General features: G+C 44.8%; 22 protein-coding genes. 10 read left to right on the top strand and 12 right to left on the bottom strand.

Annotated elements, in window-relative coordinates:
• Window position 1: 1 nt before the first annotated feature.
• The 4 genes from ACIGG7_RS04885 (at window position 2) to ACIGG7_RS04870 (ending at window position 3,433) form a co-directional block, all read left to right on the top strand.
• Window positions 2-340 carry an ASCH domain-containing protein gene (locus tag ACIGG7_RS04885; protein WP_224943298.1) on the top strand — a complete coding sequence of 113 codons (339 nt, stop codon included), beginning with the start codon at window positions 2-4 and terminating at the stop codon, window positions 338-340.
• Window positions 341-350: 10 nt separating this feature from the next.
• Window positions 351-797 (top strand): hypothetical protein, encoded by a 447-nt coding sequence (locus tag ACIGG7_RS04880; RefSeq protein WP_224943297.1) that lies wholly within the window; start codon window positions 351-353, stop codon window positions 795-797.
• 344 nt (window positions 798-1,141) lie between these two features.
• Window positions 1,142-2,725, top strand: coding sequence for an ATP-binding protein (locus ACIGG7_RS04875; protein ID WP_397549043.1), 1,584 nt, complete (start codon window positions 1,142-1,144; stop codon window positions 2,723-2,725).
• 15 nt (window positions 2,726-2,740) lie between these two features.
• On the top strand, window positions 2,741-3,433 hold the full coding sequence (locus ACIGG7_RS04870) for a response regulator (RefSeq protein ID WP_397549042.1): 693 nt from the start codon (window positions 2,741-2,743) through the stop codon (window positions 3,431-3,433).
• A gap of 38 nt (window positions 3,434-3,471) precedes the next feature.
• Here the strand turns inward: ACIGG7_RS04870 and ACIGG7_RS04865 are convergent, their stop codons facing one another.
• Genes ACIGG7_RS04865 through ACIGG7_RS04855 form a run of 3 tightly spaced genes read right to left on the bottom strand, consistent with a single transcriptional unit; the run spans window position 3,472 to window position 6,525 of the window.
• Complete coding sequence (locus ACIGG7_RS04865; protein WP_397549041.1) at window positions 3,472-4,986, bottom strand: tripartite tricarboxylate transporter permease; 1,515 nt, start codon at window positions 4,984-4,986, stop codon at window positions 3,472-3,474.
• 12 nt (window positions 4,987-4,998) lie between these two features.
• Window positions 4,999-5,457: a tripartite tricarboxylate transporter TctB family protein gene (locus ACIGG7_RS04860; RefSeq protein WP_397549040.1), complete on the bottom strand. Its 459-nt coding sequence runs from the start codon at window positions 5,455-5,457 to the stop codon at window positions 4,999-5,001.
• Between the two features lie 54 nt (window positions 5,458-5,511).
• Window positions 5,512-6,525, bottom strand: coding sequence for a tripartite tricarboxylate transporter substrate binding protein (locus ACIGG7_RS04855; RefSeq protein ID WP_397549039.1), 1,014 nt, complete (start codon window positions 6,523-6,525; stop codon window positions 5,512-5,514).
• A 231-nt stretch (window positions 6,526-6,756) separates the two neighbouring features.
• On the opposite strand from ACIGG7_RS04855, the gene ACIGG7_RS04850 reads away from it, so the two are divergent.
• On the top strand, window positions 6,757-7,026 hold the full coding sequence (locus tag ACIGG7_RS04850; RefSeq protein ID WP_397549038.1) for a hypothetical protein: 270 nt from the start codon (window positions 6,757-6,759) through the stop codon (window positions 7,024-7,026).
• A gap of 49 nt (window positions 7,027-7,075) precedes the next feature.
• Here the strand turns inward: ACIGG7_RS04850 and ACIGG7_RS04845 are convergent, their stop codons facing one another.
• A complete protein-coding gene (locus ACIGG7_RS04845) occupies window positions 7,076-7,453 on the bottom strand; it encodes a glyoxalase superfamily protein (RefSeq protein WP_397549037.1) in 378 nt (125 codons plus the stop codon).
• A 177-nt stretch (window positions 7,454-7,630) separates the two neighbouring features.
• Between ACIGG7_RS04845 and ACIGG7_RS04840 the strand changes: the two genes are divergently transcribed.
• The gene (locus ACIGG7_RS04840; RefSeq protein ID WP_397549036.1) at window positions 7,631-8,356 is read left to right on the top strand and encodes a TerC family protein; all 726 of its coding nucleotides are present in this window, start codon (window positions 7,631-7,633) and stop codon (window positions 8,354-8,356) included.
• 139 nt (window positions 8,357-8,495) lie between these two features.
• Here the strand turns inward: ACIGG7_RS04840 and ACIGG7_RS04835 are convergent, their stop codons facing one another.
• Complete coding sequence (locus ACIGG7_RS04835) at window positions 8,496-9,545, bottom strand: NAD(P)/FAD-dependent oxidoreductase (RefSeq protein WP_397549035.1); 1,050 nt, start codon at window positions 9,543-9,545, stop codon at window positions 8,496-8,498.
• Window positions 9,546-9,729: 184 nt separating this feature from the next.
• Between ACIGG7_RS04835 and ACIGG7_RS04830 the strand changes: the two genes are divergently transcribed.
• The 4 genes from ACIGG7_RS04830 (at window position 9,730) to ACIGG7_RS04815 (ending at window position 13,528) form a co-directional block, all read left to right on the top strand.
• Window positions 9,730-10,575, top strand: coding sequence for an ABC transporter ATP-binding protein (locus tag ACIGG7_RS04830; RefSeq protein WP_224943275.1), 846 nt, complete (start codon window positions 9,730-9,732; stop codon window positions 10,573-10,575).
• Window positions 10,526-11,446: an iron-hydroxamate ABC transporter substrate-binding protein gene (locus tag ACIGG7_RS04825; RefSeq protein ID WP_224943273.1), complete on the top strand. Its 921-nt coding sequence runs from the start codon at window positions 10,526-10,528 to the stop codon at window positions 11,444-11,446. The genes ACIGG7_RS04830 and ACIGG7_RS04825 overlap by 50 nt, the downstream gene beginning before the upstream one ends.
• Window positions 11,447-11,516: 70 nt before the next feature.
• Complete coding sequence (locus ACIGG7_RS04820; protein WP_224943554.1) at window positions 11,517-12,524, top strand: FecCD family ABC transporter permease; 1,008 nt, start codon at window positions 11,517-11,519, stop codon at window positions 12,522-12,524.
• Window positions 12,521-13,528 (top strand): FecCD family ABC transporter permease, encoded by a 1,008-nt coding sequence (locus tag ACIGG7_RS04815; RefSeq protein ID WP_397549034.1) that lies wholly within the window; start codon window positions 12,521-12,523, stop codon window positions 13,526-13,528. Before ACIGG7_RS04820 ends, ACIGG7_RS04815 begins: the two co-directional genes overlap by 4 nt.
• 127 nt (window positions 13,529-13,655) lie before the next feature.
• Here ACIGG7_RS04815 and ACIGG7_RS04810 read toward each other — a convergent pair whose 3' ends face one another.
• The 7 genes from ACIGG7_RS04810 to ACIGG7_RS04780 all read right to left on the bottom strand — a co-directional run bounded on the left by ACIGG7_RS04810 (window position 13,656) and on the right by ACIGG7_RS04780 (window position 20,892).
• Window positions 13,656-14,021: a PH domain-containing protein gene (locus ACIGG7_RS04810; RefSeq protein WP_224943548.1), complete on the bottom strand. Its 366-nt coding sequence runs from the start codon at window positions 14,019-14,021 to the stop codon at window positions 13,656-13,658.
• A gap of 92 nt (window positions 14,022-14,113) precedes the next feature.
• A complete protein-coding gene (locus tag ACIGG7_RS04805) occupies window positions 14,114-15,094 on the bottom strand; it encodes a bile acid:sodium symporter family protein (protein WP_224943261.1) in 981 nt (326 codons plus the stop codon).
• Window positions 15,091-16,488, bottom strand: a complete 1,398-nt coding sequence (locus ACIGG7_RS04800; RefSeq protein ID WP_397549033.1) for an FAD-binding oxidoreductase — start codon at window positions 16,486-16,488, stop codon at window positions 15,091-15,093. Before ACIGG7_RS04800 ends, ACIGG7_RS04805 begins: the two co-directional genes overlap by 4 nt.
• Window positions 16,489-16,717: 229 nt before the next feature.
• A complete protein-coding gene (locus ACIGG7_RS04795) occupies window positions 16,718-17,818 on the bottom strand; it encodes a threonine aldolase family protein (protein ID WP_397549098.1) in 1,101 nt (366 codons plus the stop codon).
• Window positions 17,819-17,830: 12 nt separating this feature from the next.
• The gene (locus tag ACIGG7_RS04790; protein WP_397549032.1) at window positions 17,831-18,793 is read right to left on the bottom strand and encodes an alpha/beta hydrolase; all 963 of its coding nucleotides are present in this window, start codon (window positions 18,791-18,793) and stop codon (window positions 17,831-17,833) included.
• Window positions 18,794-18,911: 118 nt separating this feature from the next.
• The gene (locus tag ACIGG7_RS04785) at window positions 18,912-20,300 is read right to left on the bottom strand and encodes a bifunctional metallophosphatase/5'-nucleotidase (protein WP_397549031.1); all 1,389 of its coding nucleotides are present in this window, start codon (window positions 20,298-20,300) and stop codon (window positions 18,912-18,914) included.
• 121 nt (window positions 20,301-20,421) lie between these two features.
• Complete coding sequence (locus ACIGG7_RS04780; protein WP_397549030.1) at window positions 20,422-20,892, bottom strand: DinB family protein; 471 nt, start codon at window positions 20,890-20,892, stop codon at window positions 20,422-20,424.
• Window positions 20,893-21,286 lie beyond the last annotated feature (394 nt).

Raw genomic sequence — 21,286 nt, 5'->3', positions numbered from 1 at the left:
AATGACAAATCAACCATTGCCACCAAAGACATGTACGATTGAACGCCTTGTCACCAAAGCGGAAGACGTCGAAAAGGTGCTTCAAGGAAAGAAAACGGCGACCCGCCGTAATGGAAGATACGCGGATATCGGGGAAATCATGGAGCTTCAGGGGAAGAAATACATAGTGGAAAATGTCTATTCACAATCACTCGGCGAACTGACGAATGAACACGCCAGTCAAGAAGGGTTTCAAACAGTGGAGGAATATAAAAACACCATCCTTTCCTACCATCCGGGAATGCCTTGGCACCCCGACATGAAAGTATGGGTCCACGAATTCAGCTTAGTGACTGAATAGAGAGCATATCATGGAGCATCTACTATACAGAACACTGATCTACCTTCACGTCATCAGTGTCGTGGCCTCCATAGGGCCCTTTTTCATATTATTGCCGATGATGAGGAAGATCCGTTTCGCTTCAGAGTCCATCCTCCCAACCTATCTGGACACGTTCCGTATCACCGTGCAGCTTTCCAAGCATTCAGGGCATGTCCTTGTAGGAACGGGCATTCTCCTGGTACTACTCGGACCATGGACATGGACAACACCGTGGATCATCATGACACTCGTCATCATGTTCTGCTCTCTGTTCTTTCTTGCACGGGCATTCTCGCCGACCCTGCGGAAATTCGGAGAGGATCATGCGGATCGGGAACGGCTGGTGAGAAAATTACACCGGACCGTTTGGATTTATCTCTTCCTGCTTTTGGCTATGCTGTGGTTCATGGTCGTCAAGCCTGGGATGTGGGCGTAAAGTGGTACGTGTACCAGGTACAATGACTGATGTTTGTACCTGGTACACGTTTTTTACTGTGGAATGGCGATGAAAATCATTTACCCCCATCTGTATTAAACCATTCTTTCCTCACCATTTGGGCCACTTTGGACTTTTATCGTTCCACTTTTCACTAAAATTGTGCCACTTTAGAAAGTTATTGGGCCACTTCTGGATAAATTTGTGCCAAATTGTGAACACGGCACTGTCTTAAAGCCAATATACCCTATTACATTTCCTTCCCCCTCCTCTTATCATCCCCTTGTACAAATATCCGAACTCTTTTATTCTAGTAATAATAGAATTTTCTAAAAAAGGAGACTATGTTGAAAAAGTTCTCGCTTCAGTCCAAAATCATCGTGATCGTATTAACACTTCTTTCCATTTTAATTTTATCTCTATCGATCATCTTTTTTCGGATGTTATCAGGTACTTTGACGGATTTGAAAGGAAAGCAAGCCCTTGCAGTGGCACAATCTGTTTCAAAAATGCCCGCTGTCATCGAAGCTTTTCGTACAAACCAGCCGGAAGATATCATCCAGCCCCTTGTCGAAGATATTCGAAAGGAAACCGGTGCAACCTTCATTGTCGTCGGCAATAAAGACTCTGTCCGGTACTCCCACCCCTTGCCTGAAAGGCTCGGCAAAAAAATGGTGGGTGGTGATAATGACCGGGCATTAATACAGGGGGAATCCTACGTTTCTCACGCAACCGGATCATTGGGACCTTCAGTCAGGGGAAAGGTACCCATCAGAAACGCTCAAGGGGACATCATCGGAGTGGTGTCTGTCGGATTCCTCGAAGATAATATCCACGACATTGTCATACCATATCGGACGAAGGTATTGACACTCGTCGCCGGTATCCTGTTAATCGGGATCATCGGTTCATTTTTCATAGGAAAAGGTATCAAGAAAGCGATCTTCGGGTTGGAGCCCGCCGAGATAGCCATGCAGTTCAAGGAAAAACGGGCAATCATCGAATCGGTCCGTGAAGGGATCATCGCCATCGATCAACATGGATTGATCACTGAAATCAATGCGAATGCACATAGGATCCTCGCATTGAATTATCAACATTCCAACAGGGGCAGACATATTTTGGACGTCATCCCCGATACAAAGATGATGGATGTGCTGAAAACGAGAGAAAGTCAGCTGGATGATGAGATTTCATTGAATCATCATGACCTTATTGTGAACAGACTGCCTATTATGGAAAAAGAAAAGATTGTAGGCGTGGTTGCCAGTTTTAGAAGAAAAGATGAAATGGATCAGCTTTCCAAAGAACTCTCCCAGGTTCAGGAATACTCAAGCATCTTACGCTCCCAGACACATGAGTATCGTAATAAATTGAACACAATCGCAGGCCTGATTCAACTTCATCACCACGAAGAAGCATTGACTCTCATTCAAGAGGAATCATCCGGATATGAGGATCTGATTCAATTCTTATTGAAAGCGGTTCCTGATCCGGTCCTTGCCGGCCTTATCATTGGAAAATATAATCGTTCTCAGGAACTGAAGGTTTCTTTCTCGATTCACCCTGATAGCTCGATCACCACACCGCTTTCGGATGTCCAGCGGGAAAAATTGATTACGATCATCGGGAATCTCCTAGATAATGCCTTTGAAGAATTACTATCCCTGCCGAAACATAACAGGCAGGTTCAAATGTTCATGACTGATCTCGGGAATGATTACCTTTTTGAAATAGAAGATAGCGGTGCAGGAATCCAGAATATAGAATCAATATTTAAGAAAGGGTACTCCACTAAACATGGCAAAGACAGGGGAATCGGCCTTCACCTCGTACAAAAAAGCGTGGAGCATTTGAATGGATATTTAACAGTGGAGAAGAGTGAACTGGGTGGAGCCTTATTTACGGTCAGTATTCCAAAGCGATAGTAAGGGGGAAGCACATTGCGTAAATGGAACGTATTTATTATAGAGGATGACATTCAAACAGCTGAAATCACCAGTCAGTATATCGCTCAATTGGAACGATTCCAGGTGGGTGGGATCTCCACCACGATAACTGAAGCCAAAAAAGTATTACATGTCGTAAAGCCGGACTTGATCCTCCTCGACGTGTATTTTCCCGACGGAACCGGTAGTGAGTTTTTATGGGAGATCAGAAAAAACCACCGAAACACAGATGTCATTCTTGTTACTGCAGCCAAGGAGACGGAGCATATTTCCAATGCGATCCGTGGCGGTGCATTCGATTATATACTAAAACCGATTATCTTTAACCGGTTTGAAGACACCCTGCTAAAATATCAACAGTATAAAGAGAGAATGAATCATTCTCAAGTGGAAAATCAACATGAAGTGGATAGACTTTTTAATAGAAAGAAAGCTACCGGAACCATCCAGACCATCCAACCGCCTCCGAAAGGCATTGATACCCTTACATTGGAATCCATTCTCAAGAGCATCAGAACGGGAGATGACCGGGGATACACAGCAGAAGAAATGGCTGGAGAAGTCGGCGTTACCCGCACAACCGCCAGACGGTACTTGGAATACCTTGTATCACAAAAGAAAATCATCGTAGAGCTGACCTATGGAGGTGTCGGGAGACCTCAACGAAGGTACTTCTTTCAGGAATAGAAAAAAAGCAGTGTGGCGACACACTGCTTTTTCCATGATCAAGCCTCTTTCTTTAACTCTTGGTACTCTGCAGGATTTCCTTTTTTCCTTAATCCTACAACAGTCGGAAGAACCAGGGAGAGGAATGAAACAATCAGTAACCCGATGGTGATATGGCTTTGAAAAAATACACTGTATGAACCGTTTGAAATCGTCATCGCCTGCCGGAATGATTGCTCCATCATCCCACCCAATATAAACGCAAGAATAAATGGCGGTGCAGGAAACTTGAACATTTTCAATAAATAGCCCAGCACACCGAACCCGACAAGAAGGTATAAATGAAATGTGTTAAAGCTGACGGCATACACCCCGATTAGGCAGAACACGATAATCAAGGCAATTAACAGTTGTTTAGGAATATATAGGATTTTCGCCAATATTGGTATGAGTGGAAGGTTTAGAACTAAAAGAAAGAGATTCCCTATATACATACTGGCGATGACTCCCCAGAAAACATCCGGGTGATCCTGCAGCATCAATGGTCCCGGCTGCACCCCTACAACCAATAAGGCTCCAAGTAGGACAGCAGTGGTTCCTGATCCCGGTATCCCTAATGTCAATAAAGGAACAAAGGCGCCGCTTGTTGCGGCATTATTAGACGTTTCAGGAGCAGCAAGCCCTTTAATATTTCCCTTTCCGAATGAAGATGGATCTTTGGATAAACGCTTCTCTGAAATATAGGATAAAAAGGATGCGATCGTTGCACCTGCTCCAGGAAGTACCCCGAGAATAAAGCCAAGGACAGAATGGCGGCTGATCGGACCTGCCATTTCTTTCAACTCATGCTTCTCCAGCTTTAAGCTACCAACTGCCTCCTTCCCCTTTAACGAATTTTCATTCCTTGAAATGATGAGCTGACACACTTCCGAAAGAGCAAATAGCCCCAGTGCGATGATGAGAAAATCGATGCCCTCCAATAAACCAGGGTTTCCGAACGTAAATCGCTGCGTTCCCGTTTGCTGATCGATCCCCACTGTCGCGATCATCAAGCCAATTGTCGCAGAGATCAGTGCTTTATTCGTCGATCCCTCAGATAAGCTCGAAATTGCAGTCAGTCCCAACAGCATGAGAGCGAAATACTCTGTTGGACCGAATGTGATGGCAAGCTTCGCCATATAAGGGGCAACGAGCATGAGGGCCACGACACTGATGGTTCCTCCTGCGAATGAAGAGATCGCGGCAATGGCGAGAGCTTTTCCTGCTTTCCCCTGCTTCGCCATGGGATATCCGTCAAACGCAGTCGCCACCGTTCCCGATATCCCGGGGGCATTTAATAGAATCGAAGATGTGGAACCGCCAAATACGGCACCGTAATACACTCCCGCCATCAGAATCAATGCCGATGCGGGAGACATTCCATAACTGAGTGGGATCATGATCGCAATGGCACTGATTGGACCTAACCCTGGCAGCATGCCAATGATGGTGCCTGCTAAAACACCGATAAATGCGAAAAACAGGTTCTCGGGTGTGAAGGCTACTTGAAACCCGTATAAGATACTTTCAATCATGCTGGTCACCTCCTAAAAGGGTAGAATTCCCTGTGGTAAAGTAATATTGAGTAAATAGGTAAATGAGTAATACATGATTCCTGAAAAGAGAAAGGCGACTAATACAGTAGTCACTTTCTTCTTGAACCCCAGGACAAATGGGATCACTAACAGAAACAGAATCGTAGATAATAAAAATCCAATAGGTTCTAATAAATAGATATAGATGAGCAGCGCTCCAAGCACCGATAATAAAATGATGACATCTTCTTTTTTAACATATCGCCTTTTCTTATCTTCTTCGGTATCATCTTTTGCCTGAACGAATAGGACAAGTGTTAATACAATCAGCAGGTATCCCAGCCCTTTTGGAAGTACGTCGCTATCTATGATGGCGTAGGGAAATGCAGGAAGCTGATAACTTAGAGCTAAATAGATCCCTGAAAATACTAATAAAATAATTGATATGATGCGATCTGGTTTGGTTCTCATATGATTCACTCCAATCAAGAAAGGAGGGAACAGAGAAATCTGCTCCCAACACCTCTATTTTTTCAAGCCGATTTCCTCCATCAATGCTTCGATTTCCTTGTATTCTTTATCCAGGAAATCACTGAACTCTTCAGAAGACATATAGTTATCCGTCCAGCCAAACTTGTCCCGCATTTCCTTCCATTGATCCGTTTCGATCATTTCCTTGAACGCATTTTCATAATAGGCGACGGCATCAGGATCCATATCCTTTGGTCCCAGGAAACCGCGCCACACAACAAATTCATCGTCGATCCCTTGTTCTCTCAACGTAGGGAAATCTGATACGGTATCCCCTTCCAGGCGTTCTGGTGCTGTGATAGCCAGAACTTTCACCTTGCCGGCACGTGCTTGTTCAGATGCTTCTGCAAGTCCTGTGGAATAGACATCTACTTTTCCGCCAAGGAGCATACTCATACCTGAACCGTCCTGTGCGGAAACATATTTTAATTTTTTCACATCCACTCCTGCTGCTTTAACGGCCTTAACGAATTGCATATGATCCATGCTTCCAGGTGAAGAAACACCAACGATTGAAACAGATGTCGGATCCTTCTTTAATACATCCACAAGATCATTCATCGTATCGTATGGTGAATCGGCATCTACAACAAAAGCCCCGTAGTCAGCAATCACCCCCGCTATTGGAGTAAAATCTTTATGCGATAATGTAGACTGCCCATTAAGTGGTACAAAGAAGATTGGCGGAGATGTCACGAACATTGTATGATTATCCCCTTTTTTGCTATCAATATAGGACCAGCCGACAGATCCACCACCACCAGGCTTATTGACCACAGCCATACGTTGGTCAATGATTTTCTGTTCTTCCATCACCTTTGATACGGTTCTGGCCGTTGTATCCCAGCCTCCGCCAGCGCCTGCCGGAGCCACGACTTCAATCGGCTTTGAGGGTGCCCACTTCCCATCCGTTTCAGTATTACTGGCAGAATCCGAGCTTCCGCATGCAGTGGTTGCGACTAATAATCCTGATAAAATAAGAGCCAATACACCGTTTTTCTTTTTCATTCATTTTCTCCCCCTTTGAATATTTTCGATAACGCTTTCATTATAGAAAATTCCGAAACTTAATAGAATAAATCGAAAATAAACGTCAAAAGAAAACTTTTGTGTATTTTGTTCATAAAGTTCACGTGAGAAATGCTTTTCCTTGTGATCCTGTGAAACTTTATATCCCCTTTAAGGAAAATCCACATATGATGTAGCAATTCCTCTTTTTTGAGAAAGGTGAGACTGACATTGAATTTACCATTGAGTATGCATAGACGGGTGCACGGAGGTGGAGGTCACGCCAGTTGGGGCCATGGCCATGGGCATGCCTCCTGGGGACACGGAGGGAATTGGAATAATGGCTGGAACTGGGGGCATCACGGTGGATACCCATTCGCTGCTGGTGCTGTGACAGGCCTGGCCGTCGGAGCTGCGGCATCACCGGGACCCTATCCGGTACCAGTACCGTATCCATATCCCTACCCGTACCCTTATCCACCGCCTTACCCGCAATATTAATCAACGAAAAAATCCCCGGCTCTTAAAATGGAGTCGGGGATTTTTCATGTTATGTGAGTTCTTGATAATAGATCAGCTTGTTTCCAAACGGATCGATTATTTGAAATTCTTTTGTTTTCCAAGGGGTATGTTCTATTGCTGGTTTTGCGAACCGGTAATTCTTTCTTAAAATGCCTGATAGAAACTCTTCTATCCCTTCTACTTCCATTCTAATGGCTGCACCCGGACTGCAATCTCCATGATGTTCTGAAAGATGAAGAATGCTATTTCCCTTTGACACCTGCATGTAAAGAGGGAAAGATGTTTCAAAAGCATGCTCCCAATCAAGAGTGTATTCAAGGATATCCATGTAAAATTCTTTTGCCTTTTCAATATCAAATATTCTCAAGATCGGAATCGTTTTATGAAATTGAATTTCTTCTCTCAATCCTGCTCCTCCTTTATCATTCATTCTCCTCCATGTCACTTTCTCTATTAACCACGAATTTCCTCTAAAGGATAAAGAAAAAGGATCTTTAAAATGTTGGAAGTTTATAAATCTATTATTTGTGGTACTATAGATTAGTTAGTATTTCGTTCATAGATTATACAAGGAGGAACTAATATGGATTTCTTATTTCCACTTGGACTTGCCATTTCGACAGGTGCAATCATTGCCCTTTTAAAAATCATAGCCATCGACGTCATTTTGTCTGGAGATAATGCAATCGTCATTGCCATGGCGACAAGAAGATTACCAAAAGACCTCCAAAACAAAGCGATATTCTGGGGTACGGCTGGAGCTGTCATCCTGCGAATTTTATTTGCTGCCGTTATTGTTTATTTATTGCAAATTCCATTTGTGCATCTTATCGGAGGCATCCTTCTTCTATGGATTGCCTATCAGGTACTCGTTGAAGATGAAGAAGATGCCAATATCAAATCGCATACCGGACTTAGACAGGCCATCATGACCATCATCGTTGCCGATGCCGCTATGAGTCTTGATAATGTCGTTGCTGTGGCCGGTGCCGCGCATGGACATATCGGCATGATCGCCCTTGGCGTATTCATCTCGATTCCGATCATGATATTCGGATCAAAAGCCATCGTAAAAATCCTTGAAAAATATCGCTGGATTGCATACCTTGGAGCAGGGATCCTTGCCTACACAGCAGGAGAAATGATCGTGTCAGATGAGAAATTCTTAAACCTGGTAAATATAGAGCATGGAGCAATCACCACCATCATTACCATTGGGTTGACGGTCCTGATCTTGCTCTTAGGTTACTTTGCCAACAAGCGTAATGAATCAAGTCACAGTAAGAATGTTGAACAGTATAACGCATAAAACGCATAAAACCAGTAAAGATGCTTACCTCGGTAAGCATCTTTTTTCATGAGGACTTGTTTTGAGGGACGGACCTCTAGTTTCACTACTAAACTCTTGATATAAAAGGATTCATCCACAAAAACAGAGGTCCGTCCCTCTATTTCATCATCTCTTTAACGAGTTGTTTGTTTTTGGTTTTGAAGACTTCGTTATGGGAGGATACCATGGCGGAGCTTTCTGCTTCTGGTTGTATGTATTGTTTGGCTTTATTGACGGCGTTTGCGGCGTCTTGGAACGCTCCTGCAATGAGGTTAACTTTCCCATCGTGTTTTAATATATCTCCTGCTGCATATAGTCCGTTGATGGACGACTCACTGTTTGAAGTCCCTGCAATGTAATACTGATCGATCATTTCAATTCCCAATGAGCTGTTCTTCAGCAGTTCTGTATCGATTTCATAGCCATGATTGATAATGACTTCATCAATGGATAAATGCGATACATCACCTGTTTGATGATTGGTCAACTCGACCCCGTCAATAGTCTGGTGATCGTTGGCTGCAATGAGCTTGGTGATTGAGGTATTGAACAGACAGGTGGCGGAGCTGTTCATTAGCTGGGCACACTGCGCTTCATGACCGTTAAGGGCATCTTTCCGATATGTCACGTACACCTTCTTCGCCACCGGTTCCAATTCATTGGCCCAGTCGACCGCCGAATTTCCCCCACCTGAAATCACAACAGTTTTATCCTTGAAACTTCTCAATGACTTGACCGTATAATGCAAATTCGTAACCTCAAACCGTTTTGCCCCTTCGATATCAAGTTTTTGAGGGGTAATGATGCCACTTCCGACGGCAACGATCACCGTTTTTGTATAGTGCTTCTGCCCTGACGAGCCTTCCAATATGAATACTCCATCTTCCTTACGTGTAATGGTCTCCACTTTTTCATTTAAAACAACCGTAGGATCAAAGGTTAAACCTTGTTGAACAAGCTGGTGAATTAGCTGAGCACCCGGTATTGGAGTAAGTCCACCGACATCCCAAATCATTTTTTCGGGATAAACATGGATTTTACCACCCAATGCTGGCTGATACTCGATAATCTTTGTTTTCATTTCCCTTAGACCACTATAAAAAGCCGAGTAAAGACCTGCCGGGCCGCCTCCTATGACTGTAACATCAAATACATCTTGATGATCCATTTTCGTTCACTCCTCACACAACCTCATTCTAATTGATTATCATTCTCAATTAAATCCTACCTCTTTTTCACTAGTTTGACAACCAAATTTTCTATTGACTTTAAGAAAAAAGGATTATAGTATTGAAATTGTTCGAGAATGAGAATCATTATCAACTTATCTTTTACTAAACGGAGGGCATAAAATGGTTCGCCTCTATACAGATGAATTAAACATTGGATACGGAGACCGATTGATTGTGAAGGATCTCAGCGTCGACATTCCGGACGGAAAGATCACCACCATCATTGGGTCCAACGGGTGTGGCAAGTCCACCTTGCTGAAAGCGATTACCCGCATCATCCCCCACCACTCCGGCAATGTTGTGCTGGATGGGGAAGTCATTTCGAAAGGAAACACGAAAGAGCTGGCCAAAAAGTTGGCGATCCTTCCCCAAACACCTGAAAGTGCCAGCGGTCTGACCGTTGGGGAATTAGTGTCTTATGGGCGCTTCCCCCATCAAAAAGGAATCGGGCGATTGACAAAAAAAGATTATGATGTCATCAACTGGTCGCTTGATGTAACGGGAACCCAAGAATTCAAATACAGGGAAGTGGATGCATTATCAGGTGGTCAGCGACAACGGGTGTGGATTGCCATGGCACTCGCTCAGGAAACGGACATTATCTTCCTCGATGAACCTACTACATACTTAGACATGGCTCACCAGCTCGAAGTATTGGAACTATTGCAGACGCTCAATCGAGAACAGAACCGTACAATCGTCATGGTCCTTCACGATTTGAATCAGGCAGCCCGTTTTGCCGATTATATTGTAGCGTTAAAGGAGGGTGAAATCGTAAAATCGGGTACATGTGAGGAAGTCATCACCCATGATGTATTGAAAAAAGTATTCCAGATAGATGCCGAGATTGGAAGAGATCCTCGAACAAATAAGCCAATGTGTATGACATATAACTTACTAAAAGGAGAAAATAAATATGAAAAAATGGATGATCCCGTTCACTATTCTGCTGTTGCTACTCGTTAGTGCATGCAGCAACAGCTCTACATCAAAAGAAGGTTCAGAAGAAAAAGAAAAAGCATCAGATACCATTACCTATCAATCAGAAAATGGTCCCGTTGAAGTACCGGCCGATCCACAGCGTGTCGTCGTTCTATCTTCATTTGCCGGAAACGTGATGGCACTCGATGTAAATCTCGTCGGTGTGGATTCCTGGTCCAAGATGAATCCTCGCTGGGATAAGGAACTCGAAGGGGTTGAAGAAGTAACCGACGAAAATCTGGAAAAAATCATCGAACTCGATCCCGATTTAATCATTGGATTATCCAATATCAAAAATGTCGATAAGTTAAATGAAATCGCCCCTACGGTTACATACACTTATGGAAAAGTAGACTATTTAACTCAACACATCGAAATTGGGAAACTATTAAACAAAGAAAAAGAAGCTCAACAATGGGTCGATGATTTCAAAAAGCGTGCCCAAACTGCCGGTGATGATATTAAAGCCAAAATCGGGGAAGATGCAACCGTTTCCGTCATTGAAAGCTTTAATAAGCAGTTATACGTATACGGAAACAATTGGGGTCGCGGTACAGAAATCCTTTATCAAGAAATGGATTTGAATATGCCTGAAAAAGTAAAAGAACAAGCTTTGGAACCTGGATACTTCGCCCTTTCCACTGAGGTGATGCCCGAGTTTGCGGGAGACTATTTGATCTTAAGTAAAGATCCTAAAGCAGATAACTCCTTTATGGAAACCGAAACGTACAAAAACATTCCTGCAGTGAAGAACAACCAGGTATTTGAAGTGAATATGATGGAATTTTATTTTAACGATCCTCTTACTTTGGATTATCAGTTGGACTTCTTCAAAGAGAAATTTCTAGGCAATTAATTCTTACAGGGGGAATTCTTATGATGAGAATTCCCCTTTTCACTATTCTATAAAGAAAAGATGATGGATGATGACCACTCAAAATCAACGATTTCCATTTTTTTATAAATTGATCGGTGCAACCCTCCTATTTGGAGCTGCCTTTTTGGTTTCTGTTACATTTGGAGCTGCAGAGACAACGGTGATGGATGTGTTGCATGCCTTGACTTTCTCGGCTGAAGGAGACAAAATCACTATCCTTCAAGAAATCCGCTTCCCCAGGGAAGTAGCTGCCATCGTGGTCGGGGCATCCCTGGCCGTATCAGGGGCCATCATGCAGGGCATGACGCGTAATCCCCTGGCCGATCCTGGTTTACTGGGCTTAACCGCAGGAGCGAATGCTTCCTTGGCAATCGCTCTCGCATTCATCCCCTCCATCAGCTATTACGGAATCATGATTGCCTGCTTTATAGGTGCCGCCGCCGGAGCCCTTATGGTATTTGGGATCAGTTCCATGAAAAGAGGCGGTTTTTCCCCCTTTAGAATCGTACTGGCGGGAGCTGCAGTATCTGCCTTTTTATTTGCCATAGCAGAAGGAATCGGTTTATTTTTCAAGTTATCGAAAGATGTCTCTATGTGGACTGCAGGTGGAATGATCGGAACGACCTGGTCTCAGCTGCACGTGATCGTTCCGTTTATAATGATCGGTATTTTGGTAGCTTTATTTTTCTCCAGACAGCTGACGATCTTGAGTTTGAACGAGGAAGTGGCGGTAGGCTTGGGACAGCGTACGGCATTTGTCAAAACGGTTCTTTTCATCGTAATCGTCCTCCTCGCAGGTGCCGCCGTTTCCCTTGTCGGGAATATGGTGTTCATCGGATTGATGATTCCCCATATGGTCCGGGCAGTCGTTGGGACGGATTATCGGTTCATCATTCCCGTCTCCTCCCTGTTTGGTGCTTCATTCATGCTTCTAGCAGACACACTGGGACGCACGATCAATGCTCCATATGAAACACCTGTGGCAGCGATCGTTTCGATGCTGGGGCTGCCCTTCTTCCTGTTCATCGTTCATAAAGGAGGGAAAGGTTTCTCATGATACATCCGGATTTGATTAAAAAACAGCGTATGCTTCTTATCGCTTTACTTATACTTATTGGGGCAACGGCCGTTATCAGCATTGGAATGGGCTATTCTTCCGTTTCATTTAGCAGGGTCATCCCTACTCTATTAGGTGAAGGATCATTTAAGGAAGAATTCATCCTCTTTTCCATCCGATTACCGAGGATCATCATCACGATTCTTGCAGGTATGGCCCTTGCCTTATCCGGTTCCATCCTCCAGGGGATGACACGGAATGATCTGGCTGATCCCGGTATCATCGGTATCAACTCGGGAGCTGGGGCAGCGATTGCCGTCTTCTTTTTGTTCTTCCCTATCGATGCGGGTTCATTTGCCTATCTGCTTCCGATTGTTGCTTTCGCGGGGGCACTCGTTACAGCCTGCTTGATTTACTTATTTTCATACAGCAGGAGAAATGGGATCCAGCCCGTTCGGCTGGTTTTAGTCGGAGTGGGATTCTCCATGGCGTTGTCAGGGCTCATGATCATCCTGATCTCCAGCGCCGAACGTGCAAAAGTTGATTTCATCGCCAAGTGGCTCGCGGGGAATATATGGGGTGCCGATTGGCCGTTTATCTGGGCCATCCTCCCTTGGCTTATCATTTTGATCCCTTTTGCCCTTAATAAATCACAGATGCTTAATCTATTGGGATTGAGTGAGCCCGTTTCGATTGGGGTAGGGGTCTCCATAAACCGTGAGCGATTCACGATGCTGATTGTAGCAGTCGCTTTGGCCGCCTCTGCCGTTTCAGTCACAGGAGGCATCGCCTTCATCGGCTTAATGGCCCCTCATATGGCGAAAGCAATGGTGGGACCACGGAATCAACTGTTCATCCCGATCGCCATCTTACTAGGCGGATGGCTCCTGCTCCTTGCAGACACCATAGGGCGAAACATCCTCCAACCCGACGGAATCCCAGCCGGCATCATGATCGCCCTCATCGGTGCCCCCTACTTCATGTACCTGTTACTGAAGAAGTAGTGGAGGGACGGACCTCGATTTCCAAGGAAGAATGTGATGTTGACGGGCTTTGAGAGTGTATATGAGAGGTCCGTCCCTCCAAATAAAAAATGCTGCTCCCCACATTCAGGCGGGGAGCAGCATTTTTTTATAGGATATGAGTGGCAATCAGGCGATCGAGTTTGCGGATGTCCACTTTTTTGTTGAGGCTAAGTTTCATTTTTCCTACTTTCGTCCATAATTCAAGTTCGGCATCGATATCGAGGGCTCCCCCATTTTCACTGGAGTAGAGAATGATCGATTTGAAGGGAATCGTATACACTTCGATTTTTTCTCCAGTCACCCCCTGGCGGTCCGCTATCATGATTCGTTTATTTGTGACGACCGCTACGTCGCGGATGGTTTTATAAGCAACTTCCGCTTTTTCTCCGTCGATTAACATCGTATAGATTTCTTGAGGTACCTCCACTTCTTCAAAAAATGTGAATCTCATCGTCTTTTTTACTTCTACCATCATTACGCCTCCCTATGAAACTTGTATCTTCCATTTAAGTATAGCAGATTCATTATCCAGTTTTAGGGAATACGTATTCAACCCGTCCACTTCTATCTAACCGTTACATTGACTTCTTCTCTCCTATACTCCTCTTCTCTCTCTTCCCTCACAGGCTTCTTACTCCAAAATGTTGCGAGGATCGGCCCTGAAATATTATGCCATACAGCAGCAATGACACTCGGCAGGGCAGCAAGGGGACCGAAATGGGCGCTTGCTAGGGCAACGCCTAACCCGGAGTTCTGCATTCCCACTTCGATAGAAATGGCCCGTCTCGTTCCTTCATCCAGCTTCATAAGGACACCCGTACCATATCCGAGGCCAAGTCCAAATACATTATGAAGGATGACGGCCGTGAAAATAATCGCTCCGGAGGAGGCAATATTCTCAACATTTGCCGAAACAACGGCTGACACGATGATGATGATCGCCAGCACAGAGATTAAAGGTATCACATTCAGGCTTTTTTCAACGGTACCCGGGAAGAGCTTTCGAATCACCAACCCAATCGTGATAGGAAGGATAATGACCTGAACGATTGATAGGAACATGGCGACCGGGTCGACCGGCAACCACTGACCCGCGAGCCCAAGAAGGATCAGGGGCGTAGCAATCGGAGCCAAGAGCGTTGACAGAGATGTCATAGCAACGGATAAGGCCAGATTCCCTTTTGCCAGATATACCATGACGTTGGATGCCGTCCCACCGGGAACAGAGCCCAATAATACCAAACCGGCGGCCAGTTCATCCGGCAGCCCGAGTATATAGGCAATCAAAAAGGCACCCAGTGGCATAATAAGAAACTGGGCCATGACACCCGTGATGACAGGAAGCGGGTTCTTCAGCACCAGTTGAAAATCAACAGGCTTTAACGTAAGCCCCATCCCGAACATCACGACGCCTAACAGAATCGTAATATATGCACCCAACGACAGAAAAGGAGCGGGAACAAAGTAAGCGACGGCCGCTACCAGGATGACCCAGACGGCAAAGTACTTTCCTGCCAGATTGCTGATGGTTTCAAGCAGCTTCATTTTAATTCCTCCTTCTTTGTATGTACCAATTTATGAGGATTGAAGATTCCTTCAGGGTCCAGTACAAATTTGATCTTCTCCATTACCTTTAAAGCTCCACCGTGTTCTCGCTCTTGATACTTCATCTTCCCGACTCCGACACCATGCTCTCCCGTACATGTCCCGTTTCGCTCAAGAGCATATTCCACAATCATCTCGTTATACAATCCGGCTCTCTTCACTTCGTCGTGATCATTTAAGTCGATCATGAGTGAGGTATGGTAATTCCCATCTCCCACATGCCCGAGGATCCCTCCGATCAGCTTCAGCTCTTCAAGCTTTTCCCGTGCGTGCTGAACGGCTCCAGATAATTCGGATATCGGGACACAGACATCCGTCACCATCAGTTTCCTGCCAGGATATCCATGCACATAGGCATAAGCAAGATTATGCCTTGCTTCCCACAGCTTGTTCCGCGCGGCCGTATCTGTTTCAAAGACGATTTCTTCACATTGATGGTCCGATACGATTTCGTTGGTGAACTCGACATCTTGATTCAGACCCGCTTCATTACCGTGAAACTCGAGGAACAGCGTAGGCTTTTCTTTATAATCCGTGTCACTGAACCGGTTTACCTGTATCATGGAAGGCTCATCCACCAGCTCCACTCTCGCAATCGGGACTCCCGCCTGTAAAATGGAAACGACCGCCTCCACCGCATCATCGACAGTAGTGAACGATGCCCGTGCTGCCACGATATGTTCAGGGATGCCATAAACGCGGAGGGTTAATTCCGTTATGCACCCGAGGGTTCCTTCTGATCCCACGAACAAACTGTTCAAGTGATATCCAGAGGAGGATTTCTGTGCCATGTTCCCCGTGTGGATCACTTCGCCGTCCGGCAACACCACCTCCAGATCACGGACCTGATCACGCATGACCCCATATTTCACAGAAGTCGTTCCACTCGCATTCGTCGCAGCCATTCCGCCGAGAGTAGCATCCGCTCCTGGGTCAACTGAAAAGAAAAGGCCATATTTCTTCAGCTCTTTATTGAGCTGGGTGCGCGTCACCCCGGGTTGAACTTTAACGAGGAAATCTTTCTCCCTCACCTCAAGAATTTTATTCATTTGGGAGAAGTCAATCGTGATCCCTTTATCATATGGAATCACGTGTCCCTCAAGGCTCGTCCCAAGCCCGAATGGAATGATGGGAATTTGATGAGCCGATGCCACTTTCACAATCGCACTCACGTCCTCACTGCTCTCAGGGAACACTACCACATCCGGGGGACTCGGCATATGATACGATTCGTCCCTGCTATGTTGATCCAAAACCGTTTCATTCACTGTCACCTGATGACTGCCCACAACCTCCCTTAACTCATCCAATAAACGACTATCCTTCACACTCATAAGCCCTCTCCCCTTCAAAAAAATGTATAATGCATCGAATTATACCTAATAATCAGAATATTTCAATAGTAAAAAGGTATAAATCTGAATCGCATGTTAAGGACTTTCGTGAGGGACGGACCTATATAAAGGGCATTTCAGCAGGCATATCCTTACCATACCGGGATTCTGGCTAGGTCCGTCCCTCCTCAAATAAAAATGGTATCGGAGCTGCTCCGATACCACAGGATTATGATTGATTGTGTTGGGTTAGTTTTTGGTTCAAGAGGGTGAACATATTTTTCAGTTCTTCTTTGGGTACGTTTTCGTATTGATCTCCAATGCTTGCTTCGAATGTACATTCATTGTCGCTTATTTCTTTCACGTACCCGGTTATTCCGATACCGGTTTGTTCATAGACGTCGATCAAGATGGACTCGATCTGCTTTTGCGGGAGGTGGAAATGTACATGGAACATATTAGAGACAGGTTTTTCTGGGAGGGTGGAGATACCTGAGCATTCATTGAGATGAGACGCCAGTTCCTTTGCACCTTCATAATACTGCTCCATCTTCCCGACACGTTGATCGAAATAATAGTCCGCACTGATAATATAAGGATATAGACTGATTAAATCGCCGCCATGCCGTCTCTTCCACACCTTGGATTCTTCCGTGAATTCCGCGTTTCCTGCAAGGATTGCCCCCGCTAATCCACCGAACCCTTTATAAAAAGAAATATAAACACTATCAAACAACTCGCATACTTCTGCTGCCGTTTTTCTGTAATAAGGGAGCACTTCATAAAGTCTCGCACCATCCAGATGGAGCTTGATCCCGTTATCCCGGCAGAAACGCGAGATGGCTTCAAGGGTTTCATATTCAGGCAGCTGTCCTCCTATTTCCCTTTGAGGCAGCTCCAGTAATAAGCATGAAATTTCTTCTTTCAAACCCACAACATCCTCGAGACCAATCACCCGGTCCTTATCGGCCAGCAATATCGGTTCAATGCCGTGTAATTTCTTCAACCCATCCTCTTCATGAATTTCGAGGTGACATAAGGGATGATAAGCAACCCTGTCTACCCCTTTTCGATCACACCAAATGCGAAGGGCAATCTGCTGTGCCATCGTTCCGCTCGGAAAGAATACAGCACTCTCTTTACCAAGGTCATCCGCTATCTTCTGCTGAAAATCTTCTATGATCTTTCCCGATCCGTATATGTCGCTATCCAAATTACCATCAAACTGCTCCAGAGCCTCTTTCAATACATTGAGATTCCTCTTCCCATGCCCCTGTAAAGGATGTGCAGCATTTTTATAGGCTTCAAATAATCGCTTTTCTCCCATCATCATTCTCCCCTTCTATGATTTCATCGCTCCGGCAATGAACTTCTTGATTCGTTTTTTGTATTCTTCTTCTTCCACTGTGAAACCTTCCGTATGCCCGGCACCGGGAACGATCCATAATTCTTTTTGGCCGCCTGCTGCCTCGTACAATCGATGGGCCATTTCCGTTGGGACAAGCTCATCCTTGTCCCCATGAATGATAAAAAGGGGCACACGGTTCTTTTTAACTTGTTCCAATGCTGATGCCTCTTTAAATGAATAACCAGCCCTCACCTTGGTCACTACACCCGTAATATCCATAATCGGAAACGCTGGTAAACGATAAAGGTACTTCAATTGATGGGCAAGCTCTTCGTCGACAGTTGTATAACCACTATCCGCGATGATTCCCTTGACCTCTTCTGGAAGTTCTTCTCCGCTCGTCATCAACACGGTTGCAGCCCCCATCGAAAACCCGTGTAGGAAGATGGTGTCCTGCCCTTTTTCATCGGTCAGGAATTGTATCCACTTTTTCACATCCAGCCGGTCGTCCCAGCCATAGCCGATATAATCTCCTTCACTCTTACCATGTCCACGGGCATCGGGCTTAAGGATATTGTAGCCCTCTTCATAATAGAATCTTGTTATTTCAGGCATTTGCTCGCTGTTTCCCTTATACCCATGTGCAAGAATCACCGTTTTCCCATTTGGTGATTCGTTTTCGAGATATTGGGCTCTGAGAGTCAATCCATCCTCCGATTTCACCTCAACCTTTTGAAAATCCCGCTTGCTTGTCCAGTTTTGCAAATCTCTCAATTTCTCCTGTTCCTCTTCCAAGGCACTGACCGCCTCAACCGCTTCTTCTGTGCCGCCGTAAAGTTCCACCGCTTCATTGCTTCGGTTAATGGCTACATCATAGAAATAGTTGCCGGCAACGAGCAAACCAATAAAAAACAGCAATAGCAAACTGCTTACAATCCACACTATTTTCCTCTTCATGGCATGGTCTCCTTCGTACAGAGTCGTTACTATTATTTTACCCGAATCAGATACTAGATTCATAGAAAAAGCCACAATAAAAAGCGCTCAGGCACGGCTGAGCGCTGAATGATAAAAACTACGACATTACCTTACTACTTTCTTTCCACCGGTTCACCTGTGCCTTTTCAACGAATTCAGCTCGATTTCCATATAACCTGATCACATCTCGAATTTCCTCAGGCCGATACTTTTCATTCCGGGCATGTCCGAGGGATTCATATCCGGAACCCCGCTGTAAATAATCGGAAGAGGCGACTGAATACCATCTTTCATCTTCTAAAGGATTATTCCCTATAAGAATATCAGAAACCACTTTGCCATCATGGATAATTTCAGCCCCCGATACATGCAGCCTGCCTACGAATTTACCCCGGAATCCAGGGCCTTTTCCATCTGCCAGGCAAACCTCTGCATCAAGGGATTCCCCAATCGCTTCCCTGATATGCTTTCCCTGGATTTCAAAAGAGGTCGGGTTCAATGGCGATGGACAGATTTCAATGAGATTCTTATGACTGATGGAATGAAAAGCCCCGGCATTCACAATTCCACTATTGATCAGACCAAGATCACAGTTCAACATGTCCTGCAGCCCATCGGCAATTAAATTGGTCATCGGATTCTCTTCCAACACATCATGCCAAAGCGGCAGATCGATGGTATAAAGCGGTTTGCTTAACACTTTAATCGCGACCATTTTGTTTTTCTTGAGAATATCCGTGACCTCTTGATCCGAGGTGGCGGACCGAGTCGCAATCGTTTCCCCACGTAGTAGTGAAACCCCTTCGTTTGTCACTTCAAATTCAACCACGCCGATATATTCACCATAGCAGCCTGCACTGTTCACCACAGTACCGTTGACAACCTTTGCCTCCGGATAAAGCTGGTGATCATGAGCAGAAAGAATAACATCCACCTCATTCAGCTCACAGGCAAGCTCTTCATCCGCCACCGTTCCTACATGATTTAGAAGGATGCACAGGTCATATTGACCGCGGTAGAGTTCTAGTTCCTTCTTTATTTCTTTCTTGTAATCCGTTATATGGACACCGAGGCCATCATTGAACCCCTGCAAGTCAGGGGATGAACCTGTAATGAAAATCCGCAGACCTTTCTTATTGAGAATGACGCTTGACTTCACTCCCTCAATCGCCGCTTTGTCTTTTCTAAAAAGGTTATTGCTGATAAATGGAATGGGACTATTCCCGGCCATATGCTCGAAGGTATCGAAACCGTTGAACATTTCATTGTTCCCGATGGTCAGTGCATCGTATCCGACGGATTGAAGAAGTTCAATCGCTGCCATCCCCCTCGTTCCCTGGAGCTCAATGCTTTTAAAATCGGCAAAATCTCCCCCATCCAAAATGATCGTGTTCTCATCCTTATGTTCTTTGATGAGGGTGGCTGCTCTCTTAAATGCATCAAAATGACTGTGTACATCATTTGTATGTATGATTTTTAGTTTCATCTTAACCTCCACGCTTTTTTCAGAAAACTCTCTCTTTTAATAGTAAAGCAATATAATGAGGTGTAAAGTATTTTATGGAAAAAGATAGTAAAAATATCTTTTTTACCCAGTAGGAAAACTACTATTCAAACAACGATACATGAGGTTCGTGCTCACAACAGTGAACGAGCATGGCATGAAGCTGGCCCCTGTGATGATAGAGATGGGCTACGATTTCGACGAGCCATTCGAACCGGGTATACGTTACGCCCCAATAGGACGTTATTTCTTCCGTTAGCATATCGTCTGTTAAAACTGCAACCTGCTCTTTCAGGTAGTGGAAATTCCTCTGTAGCTCTTGTTTCATTTCTCCCAGAGTAGTCAATGATTGACACGAGTAAAAATCGCTCATTTCCTTCTGACCCGCACCCTCGGAAATAAGAAAGTCCGCCCTTAGGATAAGGGAGATATGGGATATTAGCTCCCCAATGGAATGCTTGGAAGGAGTAGGTCTACTTTGCAAGTCTTCCTCTGTTAGACCGTCCATGATTTCAAGAATCGATGTAAGTGCTACTTCCATTTGGTGCAGTGTACCTTGACAGTAAACATTCATACTCATTCTCCTCTTGATCTTTTACCTTATTATACAAGGAGATTAGCATTGACACAGTCCATAAGATGCATATAGAATGTGAAATAATATTTTGTTAACGTTTTTCCTAAACATTGTTGCTTTTGAACAAGCAAGTGGTGGTTGATTTCCGCTCCAGGTGCTCGCTTTCCGCGAGGCTGGCGGTGAGCCTCCTCGGGCTAAAGCCCTGTGGGGTCTCTCACCTGTCCAGCGTTTCCCGCAGGAGTCGAGCACCTTCCGCTCCAATCAACTGTCAAAGCATAAATGTTTCAGTATAACCGTGTAATTGTCAGGATAACTTACAATCAAACAATTGCTTCTTCCTCTGGCACAGCTCAATGACAGAGCATATACCAGTCATAGACTGTGAAGATTT

It is taken from the genome of Rossellomorea sp. NPDC077527, assembly GCF_044542955.1.
Taxonomy (GTDB): domain Bacteria; phylum Bacillota; class Bacilli; order Bacillales; family Bacillaceae_B; genus Rossellomorea; species Rossellomorea aquimaris_E.
This window is presented reverse-complemented; position numbering and strand designations above follow the sequence as displayed.